The sequence below is a fragment of the Myxococcus sp. AB025B genome (assembly GCF_006518215.1).
GTDB classification, from domain to species: domain Bacteria; phylum Myxococcota; class Myxococcia; order Myxococcales; family Myxococcaceae; genus Myxococcus; species Myxococcus fulvus.
On record NZ_SRLW01000144.1, the window covers coordinates 1 to 25,082 of the forward strand.

The window sequence follows — 25,082 nt, forward strand, 5'->3', positions numbered from 1 at the left end:
GGGTTGAGGTCCAGCGGGGGACGGCCGCTCGACGTGGGCGCGGAGGAGAAGCCGCTGGTGTCGAACGGGGACGTGCCGGGCTTGGTGCCTTGCAGCCCCCCCTGCAGTCCCTGCGCGCCGCCCTGGGCGGAAAGCTGGGAGACGACCTGGACCAGCGTGTTCATCACCGAGAGGGTGCTCTCGAGCAGCTTGCCCAGGTGGGCCTTGTTGGGGGAGCCCAGGTCGAAGCCGTCCTGCTGGAGCCCGGGGCCGCCCGTGCCGCACCGCTGGGGCGTGGTGGGGCGGATGCAGCCGCCAGTCTCCGCGCCGCGCAGCGCGGAGGTCTGGGGGGCGGACACGGCGGTCTTCTGCAGGGGCGCGATGCTCATGGCGGAGGCCTCGGGGGAAGGAGTGTGGCGACCCGGGAGGCCATAGCAGCGCGTGTGCCAGCGCCTCCGGGGAGGAGGGCGGCGGGCAAACCCTGGATGTTGCTGGGAGGCGCGAGCGCGGGCGGCTCACGCCCTGGTGACGGCAGACATCAGGCCGATGTTCGGCCTCACCAGGGGGGGATCAGCACTCGGGGAGGCCAACGCTGAGGTTGGCCACCTCGAGCACGTTGACGGCGAGGCCGCCGCGGGCGGTCTCCTTGTACTTGTCCTTCATGTCGCGGCCGGTGTCGCGCATGGTCTTGATGACCTTGTCCAGGCTGACGAAGTGGCGGCCGTCGCCGGAGAGGGCCATGCGGGCGGCGTTGATGGCCTTCACGGAGGCCATGGCGTTGCGCTCGATGCAGGGCACCTGGACGAGCCCGCCGATGGGGTCGCACGTGAGGCCCAGGTTATGCTCCATGGCGATTTCGGCGGCGTTCTCGACCTGGAGCGGGGTACCCCCGAGCACCTCGGTGAGGGCGCCGGCGGCCATGGAGCAGGCGCTGCCGACCTCGCCCTGGCAGCCGACCTCGGCGCCGCTGATGGAGGCGTTCTCCTTGTAGAGCACGCCGATGGCGCCGGCGGTGAGGAGGAAGCGCACGACGCCGTCCTCGTTCGCGCCGGGGGAGAAGCGCCAGTAGTAGTGGAGCACGGCGGGGATGATGCCGGCGGCGCCGTTGGTGGGGGCGGTGACGACGCGGCCTCCGGCGGCGTTCTCCTCGTTGACGGCGAGCGCGTAGAGGTTGACCCAGTCGAGCACGGTGAGCGGGTTGGTGAGGCCGGCCTCGGGGCGGCTGAGCAGGCGCTGGTACATGGAGCCCGCGCGGCGCTCGACCTTGAGGCCTCCGGGGAGGATGCCGGTGGACGCGCAGCCCCGGCGCACGCAGGCCTGCATGACCTCCCAGATGCGAAGAAGGCTCGAGCGGATGTCCGCCTCGGAGCGCCAGGTCTTCTCGTTGGCCATCATGAGGGCGCTGATGGGCATGCGCTCGCGCTCGCACAGCTCCAGCAGGGTGGCGGCGGACTGGAAGGGGAAGGGCAGCGAGGTGGCGTCCGGGCGGATGGGGTCCTGGCCCGAGGTGGCGGTCTCGTCGACGACGAAGCCGCCGCCGACGGAGTAGTAGACGCGCGCGGCCAGCTCCACGCCGTCGGCGCCGAACGCGGAGAAGCGCATGCCGTTGGGGTGGAAGGGCAGGGAGCGGCGGCGGTGCATGACCAGGTGTTCGCCGTCGCGGAAGGTGATGTCGCGCTGGCCGAGCACGCTGATGCGGCCCTCGGTGCGCCAGCGGGCGACGATGGCGGGGATGCCCTCGACGTCGACGGCCTCGGGCGTGTCGCCGCGCAGGCCGAGCACCACGGCCTTGTCGCTGCCGTGGCCCTTGCCGGTGGCGCCGAGCGAGCCGAACAGCTCGACCTTCAGGCGGGTGAGTTTTTCCAGATGCCCCCCTTCCGCCAGGCGCACGACGAACGAGCGCGCCGCGCGCATGGGCCCCACCGTGTGGGAGCTCGAGGGACCGATACCAATCTTGAAGAGGTCGAAGACGCTGACAGCCATCGCGGGCGCAACATGCCACGTTTCCACTTCCGTCCCACCGTGACGTCGCGGTTCCCTGTGAGGCGCGTGACTTCTTGGCGTGCCAAGGAGAACAGGGTTGTCGGGACACCGAGCAGGCATGCACGGTGGAATGACGCGCGTCACCCAAGGAGGACGCACTGCGTCGCGATTGCGGGCTGTGTGGCGGCTGTGGTGGACGGAGTGTTCCTGGGGGACTGGAACCCGCGTGTCGGGCGTCAGGCGACGGAGCGTTCGGGGAGGGCGATGACGGTGGCTTCACCGCCGCGCTCCTCTTCGTTCATGGCGAGTGACTTGCGGTACTCGGCGGCCTCTGCGAGTCGGGTCAGCTCGAAGTCGCCGTGGTGCTTGCGCACGGCCTGGGCGATTTCGTCGAGGGTGGCGCGGAAGAACTCCTTGCGCTCGTTGACGCGGTTGACGCGGCGTTGGGCGAAGGTCTTGTGCAGGGCGGCTTCGAGCGAGGGCGCGTCCGCGGTGCGGATGATGGCGTGGACGTCGAACTCGAAGGGGACGGAGGCGTCGCCGAGCTCGTCGATGCGGTCCTGGGGGACCAGACGTCGAGTCATGCCGACCTTGTAGATGTCCTCGCCGAAGGAGCCGATGTTGGAGATGACGTAGACGTGGCCGGTGCGGGTGAGCTGGGCCTGGGAGATGGCGCGCTGGCGCTCCTGGTCCTCGGCGACGCGCCGCTCCAGCTCGGCGATGCGCTCCAGGAGCTTCGCCTGCGCCGAGCCCTGGCTCTTCTCCAGCTCCACCCGGGCCTTGCGCAGGGCCTCTTCGTCGCGCTGGGCCTCGCGTTCCGCCTCCAGCTTTTCGCGCTCCAGCTCTCGCTGGGCGGCCTCCTCCTCGCGCATCTGCTCGCGGATGCGGCGCTGCTCCTCCTTCTCCTCCTGGCGCTTCTCCTCGTACTCGTGGGCGAGGCGGAGCTCCGCGAGCTTCAGCTTCACGTAGGGCTCGGCGATGGAGCACTGCTGAATCTCGGTGAGGGCGTTGATGGCCTCGGCGGACTTCTGGATGCGGGCCTCCATGGCCTTGATGTTCTTGTAGGTGACCTTGGCGACACAGGCGTCGGCCTCGCCGTTGAAGGCTCGCAGGATGAGCCTGAGGGTGCGGTCCGTCTGTTTCTTGCCTTCGGCCTTGCTGCCATTGACCTCCCATTGGATGCGACAGGACGCGGCCTGTTTGTTCTTGAGCAGGGCTTTCTGTTCCTCGCGGAGGCGGTCGAGTCGCTGCTCGTACTTCTCCGAGGAGGAGAGGTTGTAGATGGGCTTGTAGAGGCCGTAGGAGCGCAGGACAGCTTCTTCCTCGAGCGGTTGCAGCTCGGCCCGTAGCGTGACGATGAGGGTCTCCAGGCGTGCCTTCTCCTCGCGGACCTGGGTGACCTCGGCATCGAGGCGCGTGCGCTCCAGCCGGATGGCGTGGTTCGTGGAGGAGTTGATGCGCTCCACCTCCTCCCTGGCGTCACGGATGGCGGTGTCCGCGAGCTCGCGCTCCCGGGCCAGCTCCGCCGCCACGCGGGTCCGCTCGGTGGCGAGCATATGCTCGGACTCGGCCTGGGTGCGCTCCAGCGCGGAGAGGACACGCTGGCGCTCGGCCTCCACGTCGAGAATGGGCTTGAAGCGCGCCTGGAGGGCACGCAGGCGCAGCGCGGTGCGAACCAGGAGCCCCAGGGACAACAGGCTCGAGAGTGCCAGGACCCAGACGACAGGCTGCATACAGGTATCCCCCGTGAAGTCCCCGCGTCCAAGGTCCGCGGAGGTGACCCACTGTGCGCCTGTGGGACGACCAGGGGAATCACACCCGGGTGGTATTCCCCAATGCCACCGTGGAAGCCCGCTTCCGTCATGCTCCCCAGATCCGAGTCTTCGAGCGAGGGACCGACCTGCTCACGGATGTGGAGCCGACGATTCTCTCCGCCCAGTACAACACCCTCAGTCCCGTGGCCGAGGAGGTCTACGTCCGCGCGGTTCCCGACCCGGCTGCGTTTCGAGAGCTCTGTGATGCGCACTGCTCGCGGGAGGCCATCCTCCAGGCCCTGCAGTCCTGAGTGGGAAGGATGCGGGTCCCTCGTAGGGGCCTATGAATCCCGTCCACCATGAGCATCGAACTGTATGCGTCCCCACCCCTGGGGGGATGAGGCGGGAGGCCCCATCCGTCCAGGAGCCTTGGTTCGAAGTCTCTCGCGGTAGACGGCTGTCCATGCTGCGGGACACCGATTCGGTGGCTGCTCACTCTGGCGATTGAGCGCGTGCGGAGCTGGACCGGGCCTCTCGGCAGCAAGGGGCAAGACCCCTATCTTGTGTGTGGGATTGGAGGCGACATGCCTCTGCTTCCCTGGAAAGCCAATTGCAAGGGGGTCGTCAGCTTGGGAGTGCTCCGCACTTCTCTGCGCCTTCGCGAATTGATGACCCAGGACAGGGCCTCTATCGGTGTGTGTGCGGAATGGCCCGCCTGGACCTGGTGTGTGAAATCTAGACGTCAGTGATTGGGGTGGACATTGGGACCGAGAGATAGGCAGGGGGGCTCGATGATGTCGGGTCTCTGGGTACTTGTAGCGTTGGTGCTCCTTGGGGGAATGACCGCACGCGCCGAGCAGAGGGCTCCGACGTGGGTGAAGACCTATCCGCCGGTCGCAGAGGACGCGCCGTTCGAGCTTTCCAGTCCGCTTCTGCGGTCCGAAGCGAGGGAGTTGGGGGAAGACGGGACGCGAGCCTATGAAGATGCTCGTGCGGTATGGGAGTCGCAGCGAGACGTTGCTCAATCCGAACTCTCCGAAGCATTGACCAGGTCCCATGACGCCCTTGGCGAACGGGCTCCTTGGTGGACGCGATTCTGGCACTCTCCATGGCCGTCGGACTCCGAGAGGAGTGCGCTCGAGAAGTCGCGCGAAGTGTTGCAGGAGGTCCTGCAGCAGCTCCATTCCAAGCGCGACGGAGATGCGGCCACGCGTGCCTATCGCGCGGACGTTCAAGCGTCGATCGAGCGGCGGCTCCACGACCTCGAGAAGCGCATGCAAGGCGGCTACGCACGTGCATGGCTCCTGCTGCGGGACGGAGATCCGCATGATGGAGTTCTTGAGTTGAGGTCGAAGTCCTTGGCCTGGGAGACCCAACTCACTGTCGATGATGTGAGCCAGGTCGCTCGCATCGAGAAGCTCTCCGCCACCGACTTTCAGGAAGGTGTTGTCGGTCAGCCACTTCCGCAGCCCGTCACTGTGCGCGTGACGACCGCCAACGGAGAGCCGGTGTTGGGGGCTCCGGTGACGTTCAAGGGGGGCGCTCCTTCGGTGCCAGGGTTCCTCTCGGTGTCGGGGGGAACGACCCCTGCCACGCAACTCACGGTCCTCACCGATGAGAACGGCCTGGCATCGGTCCGGGTCCTCCCGGATACGAACATCGCCCGGTACCACATTCGTCGACAGGGTACGCCCCACATGCAGCGGCTTGGGTACACCCTGGTGACGGCGGAGACCACGAACGGCACCGAGACCTTCGCTCTGTCAACCCCCTTCGGTCATGTCGGTCGGCCCGACGTTCCGGCGGTCATCGATCGCCTGGCGAACCTCAATGACCTGCATGAAACCGCGATTCAGCTTTGGACGCCGCTCTTCGCGCGCATCCTCGATCGCTACGGAAATCCCTGCACGAATCAGAAGGTGTCCTGGACCCAATCGATGACGACGGGGCGCTTCTTCCGGTTTCAGGGGGTGATGAGCCCCCAGATGCTGGATACCACCAGCCCGCTACAGCTCATGGCGATGGATGACTGGGCAGACATCGATGGTTTGGCGGGGCCCGGCTACATCCCAGGGCCCACCCGGGGGATCTACTACGTCACCGCGGCCGTGGGCACCCTCAGCAAGACCATCTCGATCAACGTCAATAGCACTGCGACGTATACATACCGGGTCACGAGCAACCACCACTTCAACGGAGCCTACGAAACGACTTCTCCTCTGAAGATGGTCAGTCAGATCCTGCGGAGGCCCTTGAATACTCCTGACTGGGTCCCTGTGACCGGCAATGAGCCCGACCTGCTCGGTGTCATGGTTCGCATCCAGACCTTGGACGAACTGGGCAGTGTCCAGGTGGCATCGGTTGACGTGCCGCCCAGTCAGGTCGGTTCGGATCCATTGGATGACGACAAGACGGTGGTCTTTCGTCAGCGCTACCTGCTGCCTGAGGGTTGGCAGCGGGTCATCTCGTATGGGTTCGTCTACGAGCGTCGTGCCAACAATCAGGTTGAGCAGGTGTGCTGCAACCGTCCGCTCTATGGCGTCAACTCGTCCACGACTCCCTCGCTCGCATCGCGTCGCGTCCTTCCTGGCGGCCAGATTGTTCCGACGGGGGGACTGTCGCTGACCTCGGACTCGGGTTTGGGGGCGTTGGTAGTGAATCGCACCTCCGACCGAGTCTATGTCCGAGTTTCGGTGCAGCCTCATGCTGCTGGAGACGCTGTGTTGGCTGTCGGGAGTTATGAGCGAGATGCCGACAACGACATCGTGCTGCCCGAGGCGAGCAATTTTCAGTTCATTCTTCCAATCTTGACCGGAACTCAAGGTGGACGGGTTCGCTTCGAGGTCTTCGCGAAGGACTACGTCGGAGCTCAACCCGTGAAGGTTCTGCAGTCCAGCGAGGAGGTCGAAGTCCATCGGCCCGACTCCGACCTCATTGTCGCGGGCCTTCCGCTGGCGGCGAAATGGATGTTGCCCGCCTGGGATTTCGTCTCGGCCCAGAAGCCCGCGCCGGGTCAGCCTCCCGATGAGGATGCACAGTCCCCCATGGCCTTCCCCGCGAAACTGGGGGTGAAGGTCTACATCGATGGGCGCCTCGTGGTTTCTCGGATGGGGACGGAACTGGCCTCGGCGAGGGTGCGCACGAATTTCTCGGGCATCACCGAGGTGATTCCCCTGAGCGGTTCTGTGACCCAGGGGCTCGATGGCTTCGCATGGGTGGATGTGCCTCCGGGCTCGGTGGGGACCGAGGACGTGGACGTCACACTGGCTCCGGAGAATCCGAATCAGGAGCCCCTCCACAAAGCCGTGCCGCTGACGACGCTCGTGGGGAGCATGGGCAAGCTTCCCGTCTCCCATACCTTCGTCAAGGGCGTCAGTGTCGTGGATGGGCATCTGGTGCGACAGGCAACGGATGTCGAGTCCCCAAGCCGAGGTGTCGGGCTGGCGTGGACGCGAACGTACTCCTCGGGTGTGGCCGAGGAGGGGCTGCTGGGGCCGGGCTGGTCTCACGGCTACGAGGGCGCCGTGCTGCCCGTGGGGGGCGGATTCCGCTACGTGGTCGTGGGAGGTGAAGGCAGCGGTCAAACGTTCAACTGCACGGGGGAGGGCGTGGGGTGTGTGCCCCAGCGCGGCTTCCACGGAACCTTGCGTGTCGAGGGGATGGGGGCTGGTCGCGAGTTCATCTTCCGCTCGAAGACGGGCGTGGAGTATCGGCATGGCTACTTCGACACCTCGGTGTTCCCGGCCAGGTACCGGCTGACGTCCATCGTCGCTCCGACGGGACACAAGGTCTCGTTGCGCTACGGCGATGCTTCCGTGGACAGGGCGCTGACTCGCATCTACGACGAGTCGAGTGGCCGCTTGCTCCAGTTGAGCCATCAGCGGCAGTCGGGCCGCATTCAGCTCCATCGCGTGCAGTTGCATCACGCGACCAGCGTGGACGCCACGGCGCTGACCTCGTTGAATGTCTGTGTCCAGTACAAATACGACGACCAGCAGCGGCTGACTGAGGTGGCGCGCTACGACGAGGGCTGTGGGGCTTTCTCGCCGGCCAGGGTGGAGTCATATGCCTACGAGACCGGCGTTTCCGAGGTGGGGCGGACGCGGATGTCTCAATACACGGGGCCGGATGGTCAGGTGGTTCGCTACACCTACCATGATGCCAGCGCCCCGATGGCGGGTGAGAGCGACTACCTGTTCCTGACGAATAAGGACACGCGGGTGAGGGCCGTGCAGGAGACGCTCTCAACGCAGCCGCCGCAGGAGGCCACGACCCTGTTCACGTACAGCATCGCGCCCGAGTCGCGAACCGTGCTGGGGCAGTCGCTCACCACCTTCGCCACCGAGGTGAAGGGGCCTCGACCGGAGGTGCCCGCGACGCGATATCGGATGATTGCCACGGGTGGTGTCGCGGAGCTGGAGCGGCCGGTGTCCGACGGCGTGGTGGCCACGACGGCTTCGCTGTGGGACCGCCAGCATCGGACGCGAGAAGTGGAGCAAGACGCTCGGGGGCGGGTGACGCGCTTTGCTTATGACGAGAAGGGCAACCTGATTGCCCGTCGTATCGAGGGGAGTGCTCTCGCGTCTTCTGCCGGTGTGGCGGCCACGGCGGGCGTGAAGGATGCACAGGGGCAGGTGGTCTCCGAAGTGGTGGAGAAGTGGGGCTATGAAGCGAGCTTCAATGTGCTCGTCTGTCATGTGGATCCAGAGGGGTATGCGACGGTGTCTCGCGTCGACTCCACAGGGGATGCACCCGAGGACCTCCTGCCGTTCGGCACGGGGCGAATCCTGGAGACGCGTCGCTATGTGAATCGGGTTTCGCGCCAGGTCCTGTCCTCCGTGGGGACGTGTGCGGACGCGGTGTCCTCGCTGTCGGAGTCTCCTCAGGATGTGGTGTTGCGGTGGAAGTATTGCGGTGTCGAGAACGCGTCGTGTCCGACACGCGCGCTCACGGGTGACTGGGTCGAATCGGTTGGCGCGGATGGACACGTGGAGCGCGCAACCGCCTACGACGTCTATGGGCAGGTGCAGTCGAAGACGCTCCAGGTGAATGGCGCCTCCACGGTGTCGGTGGAGTATTCGCACGACGCCCGGGGGCGCTTGCTGGCGGAGTGGGACGGACTGGGGCGCCATCGGACCCAGGAATGGGATGGGCTTGACCGCGTGGTGCGGGAGGAGCAGCTCAACACCCAGGGACCGGGGACGGTTCGCGCGATGTCGTTCACTCCGGGGGGCGTGCTCTGGCGGGAGGAGATTGGAGAAGACTTTGTCCGGACGCACGATCTGGATGCGGCAGGTCGACGGGTGGTCACGCGGGAGTCCGGTGGTGGGCTGACGGCTCCACTGGAGACCTGGTTCGCCTACGACGAGGCGGGAAATCGCACGTCGGTGACGGACAGACGAGGTGTCCAGACGTCCACGGAGTACGACTTCGCAGACCGTCCGGTGAGGGTCAGGGTGTCGGTCGAGGATGCGCCTCGATTTCTCGCCAATCGAGGGAGTGCCGACGAGGTGGGGCGTACGCGGACGGTGGCTCGGTTCGCTTACGACGCCGTGGGCAACAAGGTGTGGGAGTCGGACCTGTCTGGCCATGACCGGACGTACCTGCTGGACTCGCTCTATCGGGTCATCGAGGAGAAGACGCCCGAGGTGCCGGGGGCGGCGGAGTCCTCGGGGGCGGTGCGGTATACGCTGACGTCCGCGTATGACCTGAAGGGCCAGCGGGTTCGGCAGGCGGATGGGAACGGGCACGCGAGCACGGTCGACTACGACCTGTTGGGGCGTGCCACGGTCCTGACGGATGCGGCCGGGCGCGTGGAGCGCCGGCGCCATGACGGGCGGGGCAATGTGACGGAGGTGCGGTGGGAGGCCGGTGGCGTCCAGCACCGCATGCGAAGCGCGACGTATGATGGTCTGGGCCGCGTGCTCTCGACGGTGGAGACGGTGGCGAAGGAGTCGGGCCAGCACGTCTACACGACCCAGACGGTCCACGACGACGGCGCGCATGTCGAGTGGACGCGCAATGCTCGAGGCTTCCTTCAGGCCAGGTACTTCGATGGATTGGGCCGAGTCATCCAGACGGTGGTGGACGCGAGCGGCGGTCCGTTGTCTCGCCAGCCTGACGTGACTGGGATTGGGCCCGCGCTCAATCTAACGAGCACGGTGGAGTACGACTCCTACGGGCGTGTGGCGGCGCAGGTCGACGCGCTCGGGCGCCGTACAGAGACGGTTCATGATGCCCTGGGGCGTCGGACGATGGTGCTTCGCCCGATGGATGTGTCGGAGTCCCAGACCTTCGACGGCGAAGGAAACGTCATTGGCTCGTCGGACCCGCGCGGTCTGGAGCGGCGCTTCAACTTTGATGCGCTGGGACGTGTGCGGACCGAGGAGATCAAGGAGAAGTTCTCCAAACAGAGCATTTGGCTCACTTGGAGTCAGCGGGCCTACCAGGATGTCCCAGGGCTCGACGGTCTTGTCCAAGAGGAGGTGTTGGATGCGCGGAACAATCTGACCGTGCTTCACCGGGATGGACTCAAGCGAGAGGTTCGCCGAATCGACGCGGGAGGGTACGCCTGGGAGACGCGCTTCGACGCGCTCTACAAGCGACAGGAGAAGGACGCGAAGGGGCAGGTGACGCGGTTCTCGTACGATGCTGTGGGGCGATTGGTGAGCCAAACCGATCACGAGTCCGTCGGACAGTCCGCGGCCTACAGCCAGTCCTGGAGCTACAGCGACGCGGAGCGCAAGCAGACGTATGTGAATCGTCGGAACGTGCCCACGGTGAGTCATTCCGATGGCCTTGGTCGCAAGGTTCGCGTGGTCCGAGGGCAAGGGGACGCGGTTGCCGAGGAGTCCTGGAACTATGACGCGGGGAGCAATGTCGTGCGCTCCGTGGATGCGAACGGATACGCGACGGAGCGCCTCCATGACGGCGCGGGGCGTGTGCTCGCTGAGACGACAGGCGCGGGGACTGCGGATTCGGCGACGTCGACATTCCAGTATGACGCTGCTGGGCAGTTGATTGAGAAGAAGGGCCCCCGTGTGATCGGGTTCGCCTTCGATATGCGTTACTCCTACGATGACCTGGGTCGTCGGGTTCGTGAGGAGAATGCGCTCAACGAAGTCACCATCCGTACCTTCGATGGGATGGGCAACCTGGAATGCGAGGTGAAGCCTAATGCTCAGCCCACGCTGCCTCATGGTGGCGCAGCAGGCATGAGTATTGACTCGCTGTTCGAGGAATGCCGATCGAGCGTGCCGTCTGCTCTTTTCTCGAGCGACGAGTTCGGAAAGAGGCTGACGGTCTACGACGAGAACTCGCTTGTCCATATTTTCATGTATGATCCCGCGCGAAATCTCATAGCGAAGCAAGATGCCAACGGGCATCTCACGACCTACGAGTATGATGCGCGGAATCTCCGTACGGCAGAGCATCAGCATCTCGACCTCCACAGGCCCATCACGGGTGGGCGCCAGAACGTCATTCCTCTGTTCGAGGCCGGAGCCGCGCCCTTCAGCAATGTGGGAACCCTCACCTGGCGGTACACGTACGATGCGAACGGGAACCTGGCGTCAACGGTTGACCCTAAGGGGCAGCGGACAGTCTACACGCATGGGTTGCTGAATCGGCTGACAGAAAAGGCCTACTCGCAGCATACGTTGCCTCGAGAACTACCCTCGTTGGAGGCCGAGAGCTTCCTGTACGACGGCGAGGGCAATACGACGCAGGTGAATCAGCTCAAGAAGACGTCGAATGGTGACGTCAGTGAAGTGACGACGTTTACGTTCGATGCGCTTGACCGGGTCAAGACACGGCTGCGCCAGTTCGACGGGAAGCAGGTTGCGTATGAGTACGACGCCATGGGGCACCGCACACGTGTGGTGGACCCGGATGGAGTCGCTACGGTGTACGAGTACGACGCTCTGGGGCGGTTGACGAGCGCGGGGCTCCCTTCGAGCGGAGGTGTGTACTACTACTACTGGCCCGACTCCTTGTTGAAGAGGACTGAATGGTCCAGTGGTGTGACCGAACACCGCTGCTATGACGTGGCTGGGCGGCTCACCCAGATGTCGGTGGTGCGTGGCTTTGGTAGCGGGGACTGCTCGTCGGGAACGATCAGTCACTATGCGTATACGTATGACGCGAATGGGAACCGCATTACACAGGCCGAGTCGCGCCGGTCGCTTCAAACGAACACGAGCGGTCCTGTTGAGTTGACGTCCTATGGCTATGACGTCTTGAACCGCCTCACGGGGGTTGCAGGGCCAGACGGGAAGACCACGCTCTATCAGTTGGATTTCGTGGGAAACCGCACGGGCGAGCGCGAGGCTCCGACGTCGGCAGTGGTGAGCCTCGGACTTGGGCCCGATGCATTCGAGTCGGTGCCGGAATCGGTGCTGACTCGGAATGTAGCCACAACGTTCAATCGGGTCGACTGGCCACGCTGGTCCGTGGACTTGAAGAACTCCGCGCTGGATGTCCTGCACGAGTACGACCTGGCGGGCAACCTGGCGAAAATGACAACGCGTCCCGCTGAGGGGCAGATTCCGGACAATGAGCGCACCTTCGCGTGGGACGTCCGGAACACGTTGACGGCGGTGTTCGACAATGGGGTGGAACTCGGACGGTACGACTACGACAGCGACCTTCAGCGCATCAGGCGGAAGACGGCTTCCGAGAATGTCTCATACGTCCTGGATGACGGGTTCGTTTTGCAGGAGGTCGATGGGAGCCAGAGCCCGTGGGTGCCGCAGCGCCGTTATCACTATGCAAAGGGGCCGCTGGCGGTCAAAGACAGTGATACTTCGAATGGGATCCCGACCTTCTTGCTCTCAGATGTTCTGGGCAGCGTGACAGATGGCGTCTCTGCCAGGCCGGGGGGCTTTGTTACCGCAGTCCGACGGTACGACGCATGGGGCAATTACCGAGCAGACTCGACGCCCATTGCCGGTGAGTTCAAGCTTGGCTTCACGGGGCATCAGTACGACGTGGAGACGGGGCTTACCTATGCGCGGGCCCGGTACTACAACGGCAAGGTGGGGAGGTTCATCAGTCGAGATAACTTTGAGGGTGATGTGAGCGATGCTCCAAGTCTGCATCGAAACGTGTACGCTCGCGCAAATCCTCTGGGTTATGTCGATCTGAATGGATATGAGGCAGTCGAGCTGACGGACTTCGGAAAGCAATCTCAGGGACAGTTCTATAGTGCCGAACTTGCTCAACTCAGCGACGAACAGCTCGCTGGCGTTCTTCATGAGAGTGCTTATCAGTACAGGGGTGAGTCAGCTGCGTCGAAACTGCAGGGGCTCATGCAGGATCGCGGGCAACTGGAGTCGACTGTCTGCGGTTATCTGGCCTGCAATACGAGCGCGACGGAGTGGCGTGTTGAGCAGGTGAGACGCGCTCTTGGCGTTGCTGGAGGGCGGACGAGTGAATACCTGTCTGGGCTACCAGTCGTCCGAAAGCTAAGGTCTGCTGGAAACCAAGTGGAAGAGGTCGTTGAATCCTTCAAGCAGAGCGCCGGTGAGACTGCCAAGTTTGCTGTTACTGACGCCATTGCCTCAAAGCAGGCCTCTCGCATTGGAGATAGGTTCGCGAGCGCAATGGGGGAGGCGGCGGAGGTCGAGACCCGCCTCGCATTGAATGCTGGAGAAGGGTATCTGAAGGGCAAAGCTATAGAGGGGGTGTTGGCCATAAGTGGAGCCACTGCCGGAAAAGTCGCTGCTCTAAAAACATCCTCCAAGACAGGAGAGGGGTATCGGCTTGCGCTGGGATTGGGGCAGCATCCGGACCACCTTCGCGATGGGTTGGTTCAGCGTTTTGCGAAGCACGTAAAGGGGAAAACGTATTGGGATTTTTATCCAGAGGATCCTGATAATTTTACGGAACTGGGCGTCCGGTTGGGGAACCTCATGAAGGACTCGAAGGAGATTCACTTCAATCTCGATGGCATGATGCTCGGGAGGACAACGCTCCGGGATGTTTATGCGGCAGGCCGGGATGGTATTGGATCGAAGAATATTACCAATTGGGAGTTTTATCAGGCCGCGACGTATTTCCAAGATAAGTCGAGCTTCTACCTTAGAGGCAAGAAGGTCGACTTGTCCGCCATGGGACTTGAAGTAGATTGAGTGTATTGGAGGGAGTCGCGAGGTCTTTGCTTTTTATGGGATTGGAGGTGTTTATGGATTTGGATGAAGTGGTGCAGGTTTTGACTGAGCGGGGTTTGCATGCGCGGCCTACTCCTTTTGACTACGAGACGGCTGTTTTTGTGAGTAGGCAGGATCTTCGCTTTGAGAGAGGTGATGGGGTGCGTGGGTGGAGAGAGTCTTTTGTGCTGCGCCATCTCGATGGCCGCTGGATGATTCTCAGTGGGAGTCATGGATTGGGGCAGGATGAGGTGGCTTTCTCGGACTTGAATGAAGTGGTTCGATATGCTCATTCGCTTTTCGATCGGGTCTTGTCTGCTCGTGAAGTGTGACTCGGGAGGTCTGGCGCTCTGGATATAATTCCAGTGCGCTTCTTGATGGTATCCGGCCGAGGGCCGGCGTGCTGGGCAGAGGCGGGCACGCCGGTTCTCTTCAGGATGCGACGGCGCCAGAGGGCACGTGCGAGTGGAGTGTTGGGCGCACGTGTGCCGCAAATTCTTCGACGCGCTTTCCACTGCGCCCGAGTCCAAGACGACGCTCGACTTCATCCTAGCGTTGTGCCGCGTCGAGCATACCACCCAGGACTCCTGGACGCGTGGTACTCCGGAACATCTCCGCGCTCGTCGCACCGCAAGCTCAACTGTCCTCGACGGATGGTTCGTCGACCTTTGTTGGGCCAATCGTTGCCTTGGGTGTGCGTAAAGGAGTTGGCCGGGTTCATTATGCCGGGGGGGGCTCCGATTCCGCTTGGGGAAACGGGATAGCGTTGGCCTGAATGTTTTGGAGGTACTGAATATGGCTGTTTTGTTGACTGGCGAGGATGGGGGTTCTGCGTGGTTCTGGGACATCCTCCGGCGCGCCAATGGTCAGGCGAGCGCGTTGCGAGAGATTCTCTGGGAGATGGGTAAATCGGATGTTGCTCGATTCCATGAGGAGTTCGTCAGGACCTCCTCTGTGCTCCGCGGAGAGCCGTTCGACCAGATACTGGGACAGGAGGTCTCAGAGGATGGCTTGATGGACATCGCGTACTGGGTGGTTGCCCAGGGGCGGGACTTCTACGCGAGTGTCCTCGAGCAGCCTGAAACGATTCCTCGAGGTGTCGAGCTTGGAGACCCCGCGGTCATGCATCACGTGACCGTTGAGGTCTTCGACGAGAAGTTTGGCAAGGCTCTGGATTTCTTCTGATGCTGCCTCCGGCGCTTCAACGGGGCGCCGGCTCGATTCCCATCGAGGGCAGGGGCGTGGAGCCCAGGATCTTGGGGCGAACGGCGAGCAGCCTGAGGCCGTTCGCCACGACGAGCAGGGTGCTGCCTTCGTGCAGGACCACCGCGGAGCTGATGCTCGTCAGTCCGAAGATCGAGGCGACGATGAGCACCGCGCTGATACCCAGTGAGATGACCAGGTTCTGCTTCATCACCGAGGTCGCCTGACGGGCGAGGCTCAGCGCGAAGGGCAGGCGAGACAGGTCGTCGCTCATCAGCACCACGTCCGCCGTCTCCAGTGCCGCGTCGGAGCCTGCTCCGCCCATCGCCACGCCCACCGATGCCGCTGCCAGCGCGGGCGCATCGTTGACACCGTCGCCCACCATCGCCACGGAGCCCGTGCGCCCCATCTCTCGGACCGCTGTCACCTTGTCTGCCGGCATCAGTGGCGCCCGCGCCTCGTCGAGCCCCACTTGCTCCGCGATGGACTTCGCCACCCTCGCGTTGTCTCCCGACAGCATCACCGTGCGATTGATGCCCTGCTGCTTGAGCGTGGAGATGACGTGCCGTGCTCCGGCGCGCACCGTATCCGCCACCCCGAGCACGCCGAGGTATCGGCTCGCCTTGCGCACCACCATCGTCGTCTGGCCCGCCTCCTCCAGTCGGTTCACCCATGTCTGGATTTCGGCCGGCACGGCGTCTCCCGCGAAGAGCGCGAGGCTACCCACGTCTACCCAATCAGTGCCAATCCGGGCACGCAATCCCTTGCCGTGGATGGCCTCCATGTCACTGCCGGCCGGTGGCTTGATGTTTCGGGAAGCCGCCGCTTCCACCACCGCGTGCGCCAGGGGATGTGCTGAGAGGGCTTCCACCGCCGCCGCCGTGCCGAGCAGTTCTTCCTCCGTCACTCCGGCCACGGGCGCCGTGCTCAGCAGCTTTGGTTTGCCCATCGTCAGCGTGCCCGTCTTGTCGAAGGCGATGGCGTTCACCTTGCCGAGCAGCTCCAGGTAGATGCCTCCCTTGATGAGCACACCGCCTCGCGCCGCGGCCGCCACTGCGGACAGCACCGCCGACGGTGTCGAGATGGCCAAGGCACACGGCGATGCGGCGACCAGCAGGGACACCGCGCGGAGGATGGCTTCCTTCAGCGGTGTGCCCATCAACACCAGCACCACCGGGAACACCACCGCGCCAATCATCACCAGCGGCGCGACGGTGCGCTCCAGTCGCTGCGCGAAGCGCTGGTTCGGCCCTTTCTGCGCCTCGGCCTCCGCCACCATGTCCACCACTCGCGCGAGCACGGACTCCGACGACAACCGGGTGACCTCTACCTCCAGCAAGGCCTCGCAGTTCACCGTGCCTGAGAACACCTCGTCCCCTGGCACCTTGGCGACTGGCATCGACTCGCCTGTGATGGCCGCCTGCTCCAGTGAGCTCTTTCCTTCCCGAATGATGCCGTCCAGTGGCACCCGGTCTCCCGGGCGCACCACGACGCGGTCTCCTCGCTGCACCTGCGCCACGGGGACCTCGACCAGCTCCGCGCCTCGGCGTACTCGCGCCACTTCGGGACGCAGGGCCCCGAGTGACTCGATGGAGCGTCGCGCCCGGTCCATCGCCCGGTGCTCCAGTGCATGGCCCGCGCTGAAGAGGAAGAGCAGGAACGCTCCCTCGAACCAGGAGCCCAACACCGCAGCTCCCAGCGCCGCCACCACCATCATCGTCTCGATGTCGATGCGCAGTTGGAGCAGCGACTTCACCGAGCCTTTGATGGCGAAGAACCCGCCACTCAGGATGGACAGTGCCCACAGCACCGTCGGCACCACCTCGTGCACAGGGGCGAAGCGCCCGAGCAACCAGCCCGCGACCAGCAGCACTCCCGAGGCCACCACCAGCGGCATCTCCAGGAGTGGCGCCAGTCCACCTCCGTGCGCGTGGTGTGAGCACGCGTGCCCGTGACTCGGGACCTCCAGCGTGTATCCCAGTGACTTCGCGCGGGACTCGATGTCCCTCAGCGAGACCTCTTCGCTGTCGTACTCGACGACGAGCCGCTCACTCGCGTACGCCACGTTCGCGGACAGCACACCCTTCACCTTGGTGAGCCCGTGCTCGATGGCCGTGGCCGAGTCCGCCGAGCTCATCCCTCTCACAAACCATGTGTGGTCCTTGTACCGCCGCGCCACCTGCGCGCTCGTGCGCTGCGCCGTCGCGAGCAGCGCCGCTGAGTTCACCAGCTTCGGGTTGTAGTGGAGGCAGACCTCCGCGTAGCCCTGGTCGCGACGGATGTGCACGTCGAGGACGCCGTGGTGGGCCTCCAGCGCCTCCTCCAACTTCTGGAAGCGGCCGTGGTCGTTCGTCTCTCCCGGCAGCGCTCCCTCCAGGTCGAGCTGGAGCGCGACGCCACCACCCTCCGCCGCGCGATAGCCCGGCGGGCGGATCTTCTTCGGCTTCGGGTGGTGGTGATGATGCCCGTCACCGTGGTCGTGGTCGCACGCGGCGCCGTCTGAATGCGCGTGGCTGCCGCCATGCGCGTGGCCGTCCCCGCCGTGCGCGTGGTCGCAGCCCGGGCCGTGTTGATGCTTGTCCCCGTGCGTGTGCGCAGGGCCGTCGCTGTGCTGGCTGCTCGCTCCCTGCTGGTGGCCGTGGTCATGCGTGCAACCTGCTCCATGCTCGTGCCCGCCTTGCGCGGAGCCATGGTCATGCGCGCCACCAGTGCCGTGCTCATGGACAGGGGCGTGTGCACTCTCGTGTGCATGTCCTTCTTGTGCGTGCCCGTGGTCATGCGTGCATCCAGGACCATGCTCATGGGTGGGAGCGTGGTCATGCGCACACCCGGGCCCGTGGACGTGCTTGCCCGGGTCCTTCGTCCCCACGAGCTTCAGCGACTTGAACACGGGCTTCGCGGCGGGCTTGCCCACCGCGCGGGACGGTGCGTCGCCATGTCCGGCGTCGTGCTCGCAGCCCGGACCGTGGACGTGCTCGCGTGGCTCACCGCTCTTCTTCTGCTCGGACATGGCGTGTTCTTCCTGAACCGTGAAACCTGAAACCTGAAACTCGAAACCCTAGTGACGATGACCACCGTGCTTGCGCCGGGGAGCCGGCTCGGGCGCGCGTACCGGCTCGGGCGCCTCGTCTTCGTGGTGCTCCTCGTCCCCGTGCTCCTCCGGAATCGGCTGCGTGAAGCGCTGCCCCGCGACCTCCAGGGTGAACGCCTTGCACTCCGCTGGCACCTCGAACTCGAGCACCGCCGGCAGCCGTCCCTCGTACGACTTCAGCGTGCGGCCCTGCTCGTCGTACACCGTGCCGCCCGCGGCCACCGTCATCGTCTCGTCCACCAGCACCGCCACCAGCTCCGCCATCTCCTCCATGCGGTCCGCGATGCGGTGACACCACAGATGGCCCACGCCCGGGTACGTCTCGTGGGAGATCTCCTCCATCTGCTCCTCGTCCACCTGGTCGCCCACTCCCACGAAGACGAAGCTCATCCTCGGCAGGCGACCCGCGGCAATTTCCTTCGCCACCTGCGTCGCATACGCCCGCACGTCGTCCCCGTCCGAGAGCTGCGAGTCCGTGATGATGACCGCCAGCCCCCGCCGCGCCCCCTTCGCCACCTGCTGCTTCATGTGCGCGACGAAGTCCCGCAGCACCGGCAGCATCACCGTCGCCTTGCCGTAGGCGCGCGGCCCCGGGAAGCGGAAGTCCTTCGCCTGCACCGCCGACAACAGCCCCACCTCCTCCAACTGGCTGCCGTCCCCCGTGGCCCAGTACGCCACGCGCACCTGCCCGTCCCGGTCCTTGCTCGCCAGGTACTCCAGCATCCACCGCATCTGCGGCTCGACCAGGTTCTTCACCGGCGCCAGCTTCGCCAGCACACCCCGAGGACCGTACTCGTCCTCCATGCTGGCCGAGCCATCCATGTAGAGGGCGACGTCCAGCCCCTCCACCGTCGGGTCATGCAGCAGCGTGGCCACCACCTTGTTCCCCATCCGATGCACGTCCGAGAACGGACGCACCACCACCTCGTGCCCGGCCATCAGTGGTGGTCCTCGTCCTCGTGGTGGTCCTCGTCCGGCAACGGCTGCGTGAAGCGCTGGCCATTCACCTCCAGCGTGAAGCTCTCCGCGCCCTCCGGCACGTCGAACTCCAGCACCGCCGGCAGCCGGCCCTCGTACGTCTTCAGCACCCGGCCCTGGTCGTCGTACACCGTGCCGCCCGCGGCCACCGTCATGTTCTCGTCCACCAGCACCGCGACCAGCTCGGCGACCTGGCCAATCTCCTCGGCGATGCGGTGGCACCACAGGTGCCCCACGCCCGGGTACTCCAGATGGGCAATCCGCTCGAGCTGCTCCTCGTCCACGCCGTCCCCCACGCCCACCAGCACGAAGTTCATCCGGGGCAGTCGCCCCGCGACGATGTCCTTCGCCACCTGCGCGGAGAAGCGCTCCACTTCCTCCGCGTCATGCAGCTTGCCGTCCGTGACGATGACCGCACAGCCGCGCCGCGCCCCGTGCTGCACCTGCTCGCGCAAATAGCGCACGTAGTCCTTCAGCGCCGGCGTCATGAAGGTGTGCCCACCGGGCTTCTTCGCGCCCGGGAACCGGTACTGCTGGACGTCCACGCCCTTGATCTCGCCCACCACCTCCACGTCCTTGCCCGACGCGCCCGCCGCCCAGTACGCGACGCGCAAGAGGCCGTTGCGGTCCTTCGTGGCCAGGTACTCCAGCATCCACCGGACCTGCGGCTCCACCTGGTTGGCCGGGTCCTTCAGCGGCGCGTCTTGCAGCCACTCCAGGAAGGAGCGCCTGGGGCGCTCGTACTTGTACTCCTCCTCCATGCTGCCGGACGCGTCCATGTAGATGGCGACGTCCAGACCCTCCACCGTCGGGTCATGCAGCAACACCGCGCGGACCTTCCCCTCTTCGACGTGGAGATCCGAAAACGGCTCGACCGGCTTCTCGTGACCCATCGTTCCCCCTGCTGGATGCGCCGAACGCTATCACCTTCCAAAGGGCCGGAAGGTCCAGCGCAAGCGGGGGCTCAGTCCTCGAAGTCGGTCATCCAGTCGGGCTTCTTCGCCGTCGCGGAGGGCTCGCCCGGCTCACGCAAACCTTGCGCGGCGGACGGCGCCGAAGCAGCTCCGAAGTCCTCCATCCAGGCAGGCGTCCCAGCCCGCGCGGGCGGCGGCGCCACGGGCCGGGTCCTCGTCAGCCGAGGCTTCGCCGCCTGGGGCTTCTGCGCGGCATGCGCGGACAGGAAGTCCCGCATCCACTCATCCGGGCGCGCGGGCGGCGACGGAGCCCGAGGGGGCAGGGGACGTGCGGGCACCGGAGCCACCGGCACCGGCGCGGAGACCGGGGGCAGCCGGTCCCCCGCGCCGACCTGTGAGCGCAGCACTCGCTCCGTCTTCGTGGGCCAGCCGGGAAGCACCGCCAGCGCCTGGCTCGCCAGCTCCAGGAACTCGGGCGCGCCCGCCTCGGGAGGAATCCGCACCTTCTCCGCGCGCAGCCACTCGGCCATGCGCGTGAGCACTCCCGGGTGCTGACGGCGCAGCACCGCCACGTCGCCCTTCACCTCGAAGCCGCGCAGCTCCAGCTCCGCGACGGCCATGGCCCGACTCGGCACCGGCAGCTCCAGCTTCGCCAGCGCCGCGGGCCCTCCGTTCGCCTCCGCGTCCTCCTTCAGCTGCGTGAGCACGTCATGGAGGATGCGCGCCACCATCGGCCCGTTGGAGGCGTTGCCCACCTGCAGCTCCGGCGGCACCACGGGCCACGCGAGCACCGCTCCGCCGCCCTCCTCGAGCTCCTCAGGACGGTCTCCCGGCAACAGCGCGTGATAGCCACGCGGCGCTGCGGGGCTCTCCGGCGTCTGCGCGTACTCGAAGGCGTACGGGGCCTGCCGCGTCAGCCCTGCGAGCACATCCCCGCGCGTCACGGTGAGCTGCCCCGGCACGCGCTTGGGCGACGTGTTCGGCCAGGGACCGGACAGGTGTCCATACAGGTACACCGGGTCGTTGAACCCCTCCGCGTCGGCGGGGTGTTCGACGAGCTCCACCTCGAAGAAGTACACCGTCGACGCCGCGATGCTGTGGGGCGTGCGACCGGTGGCGACCTCATGGTGCGCGAGCTGCGCGAGCGCCGAGGCGGGCAGCCGGCTCCGCTCGCTCGCGGGGATGAAGTGCACCGCCCCCAACGCGTCGAGTCCGACGACCCACTCCGACCGCGCCATGTGGTGGAAGTCCAACAGGAACGTGTCCACCACGTGGACCACCGAGGCCGCGTCCGACAGGACTGGCACCGGCGGCGTGGTGGCATGGGGAACGAAGTAGCGGGGCAGTATCACGAGGGTGGCGTGAGGCTCGCGCAAACCCCACGAGCCACGCAAGCGCCCCCCGCTCAGCGCCAGAAGGCCGTGTGCACGTCGCGAGCCTCCTGCAGGGGGATGGGACCCTCCACCTGCGTGGGGCTGCTGCCGCGCTCGAACACCTCGCGGCACGACATGGCCAGCCCTCCCCGGGCCGTGCCCACCAGCTGCGCGAACTCCGCCGACGACAGCGAGAACACCACCCGCCGCACGCCGCCCCAGAAGATGGCGCCCGCGCACATCGCGCATGGCTCCGTGCTCGCGTACATCGTGCAGCCCGCGAGCACCTCCGGCGTGAAGCGCTTCGTCGCGTCCCGCATCAGGTTCGACTCCGCGTGCCCCGTGCAGTCGCGCTGCGTCACCACGGTGTTCTCACCCTCGAGCAGCACCTGGCCCTGGGCATCCACCAGCACCGCTCCGAACGGCTGGTCACCCCGGCTGCTCGCGCGACGCGCGGCCTCGATGGACTGCTGAAGGAATCGAATCTCATCCGGACGCATGGGCGGCCTCCTGTTCGGGGCCGGCAACCTAACGACGCGTCACGTGGGGCGCCACGGTTCCTCGGGGATGGCGGGATGTCCGCCGCTCGACCCGAGGTGCTGCCGGGGCCTGGGCTCCGAACGAGTCCAGGCCCCGAAGGCACGACTACTGGTCGTCGCAGGGCGTGCCCAGGCGGATGCCCTCGTACACACCCAGGTCGTTGTAGATGAGCGGCAGGTTCTCCTCGACGGGCACCTGGCGCAGCTCGAGCGACTTCTTCTTGTTCTCGATCCACACCGAGCTCTTCGCCTTGTCCAACACCAGGCGGAGGTCGCCCTTCTTGGTGGAGAAGATCTCGCCCTCGGAGTCGGCGATGACGTTGGTCATCTTCTGCGCCTTCAGGCCGCCGCGAGGACCGATGAAGACGCGGTAGTTCTTCTGCTCCAGCGTCTTGATGCCCTTGTCGACGAAGTAGTAGTTGCCCTTGGTGTCGCGCAGGAGCGCGTACGGGGCGAACTCCTGCGGGTTGGGGGCGTAGCTGGCCTTGCGCAGGATGTCCGCGCCCTGGGCCGTCTCCACCACGGTGAGCGGGATGTTCTTCTCACCACACCGCATGGTGCACTTCTTCTCCTTGCGGTCGAACTCCACCTCCGACACCACGCGCCAGTCCTGGCCGCGGAAGTTCGGGTTGGCGGACTTGTTGAAGAAGCGCGGGTCCACGAAGCTGGTGCCGGAGGTCCAGGGCATGGACGGGACCTGCACGAACTGCTTGCCGTCGCCGTAGAAGAGCTGGTCTCCGCCGCGCTCCTCCTCGGGGGTGACGACGACGTAGTGGCCCTTGCCGTCGGTGCAGACGGCGGTGGACTCCATGACCATCTTCTGGCCCAGGTTCTCCTCCTTGCCCCAGGGGGGCTGGATGCTCTCGGAGGCCAGGGACGCGCTACAGGCGAAGGACACCGCCACGGCGGCGATACGCTGGAAGTTCATCTCAAATCTCATGGACTAAAGGTTCGTCTTGAAGAACTTCGTGGCGAATTCCTGCTGATTCGACGCGTCGCGGGAGGTGGTCCAGATGAGCTTGTCGCCCTCCACCTTCGGCTCCAGGGCATCGCCGAAGCGGCAGCTGACCTGCTTGAGCTTCTCCTTGACGGTCTGCTTCGCGACGTTGGAGACGGTGCACAGCTGCTTGAGCGACGCGAGCGGCGCCTCACAGTAGCTGCTGATGCTCAGCTCCTTGAGCTGCTCGTCGTTGATGGACGTCCAGTCGATGGCGGCGGAGAGCGACGTGCCGCACGCGGTGTTCGCGTCCTGCACGTGGGTGACGTAGTCCTTCTCCTGCTTGGCGATCTCCCCCTTGCGGTCGAACGCCATCAGCTTCGCGACGGTGCCGTCCTTCTTCTGCTTCTGGTGCAGGTCATAGACGTCCTCGGCGTCGAGCGCCTTGCTGCGCTTCTCGTCGAAGGTGACGCGAATCTCCTTGGAGCGGCCCGGGACGTAGAGCTCGTACTTGGAGTTGCGCATGTACAGCACCGTGTAGCCACGGCCGCGCCACTGGGTCTTGTAGCTGTGCTGCTCGCTGCTCATGGAGCTGCTGTCGTTCAGCTCGAACGGCAGCACCTTGCCGTCAATCTCGGAGCCGGTGCCCTGCACGCGCAGCAGGTACTTCTTGTTCGAGCGCGGGGCGAGGGGAACGACGGCGACCTCCTCGCCCTCGGGGCCGACGAACACCTTGCCGGCCTCCACGGGGGACGCCGCGAGGCTGGCGGTGGACCCCAGCACGAGCGTGGTGACGAATACCGCGACCAGGTTTCTCAAGAAATTCACCTCGGGAATCAAGGGGCCGTCTCCTGGACGGCGCCGTGTGTCAGAGCTCGATGTCGTGCTGCTTGCAGAACTTCCGGACCCGGGCCTGCTCCGCCCGGGAGACCTTCGGCCACTGGGCCTTGGCGTTGCTGAGGTCTCCCTGACGGCAGAAGGCCCGGGTGAGCAGCGAGTAGGACGCCAGTGGGATGACCTTGGGTTCCCGCCGCTGGCTGCTCCGAGCCAGACGGATGGCCTCCGCGGTGTCTCCCCCGTTTAAAGCACGCTCCGCGTCCGCCAAAAGCTGGCGAAGCTCGTCCGACAGCTTTTCGGGAGTCTCGGGTCGGGTGGAAGGACGTGTGGAGGGGGGCGGGTTCTTCGTCGCCACCCCCGTGGGGTCGTCCGGAGGCGGGTCCACCGGCGTCGGGGTGGTGCCCGTCGGCACGGGAGTCGTCCCCGTGGGCGTGTCGGTGCCCTGGGCTACGGTGTTGGGCGGAGGCGTCGGGGTGGTGCCCGTCGGCCCGGGATTCGTACCCGTGTTCGGGGGCGTCGCGGTGATGCCCTGCGCGCCGGTGTTCGCCGTCGGCGTGGTGCCCTGCGTGCCCGTGATGATGGGCGGCGTGGGCTGCGGGCCGTCCTTGGGGCGGGTCACCCACCAGCCACCCGCGATGACGACGACGAGCGCCGCCACGGCGATGGCCGCCACGGGGGCGCGGCTCTTGGCGGGCTGGCTCGCGGTGCTCGGGGCCACGGCGGGGGCCACCGGCGCGGGGGCGACCAGGCTCTGCCCCGCGACGGGCGGAGGGAGCGACGGCGCCTGCTGGGAGATGAGCGTGGGGTCCAGGCCCGGCGGGTCCATCAGCGGGACCTTGGGCGTGGCGGCCTGTGCCTGGGCGACGCCCATCTGCCCGGTGCCGCCCGCGGCGAAGCCTCCAGCGGGAGCCTGCGCCTGGGCGACGCCCATCTGTCCGGTGCCACCGCTGGCGAAGCCCGCCTGCGCCTGGGCGACGCCCATCTGGCCGGTGCCGCCGGACGCGAAGCCGCGCACGGGCTGCACCACGCCCTGGTTCCCCGAGGAGCCCGGGGCCAGGGTGTCGTCGAAGGCGAGGCGGCCGGTGTCGGCGCCCTTCTGGAGGCTGCCCGGCGGCAGGGTGTTGGACAGCGACGGCGGCCCCTCGGAGGGCAGCGCGACGCCGGAGGGTGTGCCCGAGGGACGCGGCAGCGCGGCATGGGAGCCGGTGGCGGAGGAGAGCGTGTGCAGCGGGCTGCCGGTGAGCGCCTCCACGAAGGACGCGACGTCCTGGAAGCGGTCCTGGGCGCGCTTGGCCAGGGCCTTGTCCACCGCGGCGATGGCGTGGGGCGGGGCCTCCGGACACAGC

Annotated in this window: 14 protein-coding genes and 2 pseudogenes; 5 read left to right on the forward strand and 11 right to left on the reverse strand. The window is 65.9% G+C overall.

The window, feature by feature from the left end; genetic code table 11:
- The 3 genes and pseudogenes from FL311_RS23325 to FL311_RS23335 all read right to left on the reverse strand — a co-directional run.
- Positions 1-368, reverse strand: a pseudogene (locus FL311_RS23325) (lytic transglycosylase domain-containing protein); the annotation flags it as partial.
- A gap of 181 nt (positions 369-549) precedes the next feature.
- On the reverse strand, positions 550-1,962 hold the full coding sequence (locus tag FL311_RS23330) for an L-serine ammonia-lyase (RefSeq protein ID WP_141328048.1): 1,413 nt from the start codon (positions 1,960-1,962) through the stop codon (positions 550-552).
- Positions 1,963-2,198: 236 nt separating this feature from the next.
- Complete coding sequence (locus FL311_RS23335; RefSeq protein WP_141328050.1) at positions 2,199-3,695, reverse strand: DUF4041 domain-containing protein; 1,497 nt, start codon at positions 3,693-3,695, stop codon at positions 2,199-2,201.
- Between the two features lie 89 nt (positions 3,696-3,784).
- Between FL311_RS23335 and FL311_RS23340 the strand changes: the two genes are divergently transcribed.
- The 5 genes from FL311_RS23340 (at position 3,785) to FL311_RS23360 (ending at position 15,049) form a co-directional block, all read left to right on the forward strand.
- Positions 3,785-4,027 carry a hypothetical protein gene (locus FL311_RS23340; protein WP_141328052.1) on the forward strand — a complete coding sequence of 81 codons (243 nt, stop codon included), beginning with the start codon at positions 3,785-3,787 and terminating at the stop codon, positions 4,025-4,027.
- 843 nt (positions 4,028-4,870) lie between these two features.
- The gene (locus tag FL311_RS23345; protein ID WP_228557020.1) at positions 4,871-13,846 is read left to right on the forward strand and encodes an RHS repeat-associated core domain-containing protein; all 8,976 of its coding nucleotides are present in this window, start codon (positions 4,871-4,873) and stop codon (positions 13,844-13,846) included.
- A 53-nt stretch (positions 13,847-13,899) separates the two neighbouring features.
- The gene (locus FL311_RS23350) at positions 13,900-14,196 is read left to right on the forward strand and encodes a hypothetical protein (RefSeq protein WP_141328054.1); all 297 of its coding nucleotides are present in this window, start codon (positions 13,900-13,902) and stop codon (positions 14,194-14,196) included.
- Between the two features lie 133 nt (positions 14,197-14,329).
- On the forward strand, positions 14,330-14,566 hold the full coding sequence (locus FL311_RS46320; protein ID WP_368668583.1) for a transposase: 237 nt from the start codon (positions 14,330-14,332) through the stop codon (positions 14,564-14,566).
- A 93-nt stretch (positions 14,567-14,659) separates the two neighbouring features.
- Positions 14,660-15,049, forward strand: a complete 390-nt coding sequence (locus tag FL311_RS23360; RefSeq protein ID WP_141328058.1) for a DUF4240 domain-containing protein — start codon at positions 14,660-14,662, stop codon at positions 15,047-15,049.
- Positions 15,050-15,065: 16 nt separating this feature from the next.
- Here FL311_RS23360 and FL311_RS23365 read toward each other — a convergent pair whose 3' ends face one another.
- From FL311_RS23365 to FL311_RS44195, 8 genes and pseudogenes are all read right to left on the reverse strand, one after another.
- Positions 15,066-18,077, reverse strand: coding sequence for a heavy metal translocating P-type ATPase (locus FL311_RS23365; RefSeq protein ID WP_223748329.1), 3,012 nt, complete (start codon positions 18,075-18,077; stop codon positions 15,066-15,068).
- A gap of 48 nt (positions 18,078-18,125) precedes the next feature.
- Positions 18,126-19,097 (reverse strand): vWA domain-containing protein, encoded by a 972-nt coding sequence (locus FL311_RS23370; RefSeq protein WP_141328060.1) that lies wholly within the window; start codon positions 19,095-19,097, stop codon positions 18,126-18,128.
- Complete coding sequence (locus FL311_RS23375; RefSeq protein WP_141328062.1) at positions 19,097-20,029, reverse strand: vWA domain-containing protein; 933 nt, start codon at positions 20,027-20,029, stop codon at positions 19,097-19,099. Before FL311_RS23375 ends, FL311_RS23370 begins: the two co-directional genes overlap by 1 nt.
- 71 nt (positions 20,030-20,100) lie before the next feature.
- Positions 20,101-21,402, reverse strand: a complete 1,302-nt coding sequence (locus FL311_RS23380; protein WP_141328064.1) for a hypothetical protein — start codon at positions 21,400-21,402, stop codon at positions 20,101-20,103.
- A gap of 53 nt (positions 21,403-21,455) precedes the next feature.
- Positions 21,456-21,923: a nucleoside deaminase gene (locus tag FL311_RS23385; RefSeq protein ID WP_141328066.1), complete on the reverse strand. Its 468-nt coding sequence runs from the start codon at positions 21,921-21,923 to the stop codon at positions 21,456-21,458.
- A gap of 145 nt (positions 21,924-22,068) precedes the next feature.
- The gene (locus tag FL311_RS23390) at positions 22,069-22,890 is read right to left on the reverse strand and encodes a hypothetical protein (RefSeq protein WP_141328068.1); all 822 of its coding nucleotides are present in this window, start codon (positions 22,888-22,890) and stop codon (positions 22,069-22,071) included.
- 15 nt (positions 22,891-22,905) lie between these two features.
- Entirely contained in the window at positions 22,906-23,727 is an 822-nt protein-coding gene (locus FL311_RS23395) for a hypothetical protein (protein ID WP_223748333.1), read from the reverse strand.
- 40 nt (positions 23,728-23,767) lie between these two features.
- Positions 23,768-25,082, reverse strand: a pseudogene (locus tag FL311_RS44195) (serine/threonine protein kinase); the annotation flags it as partial.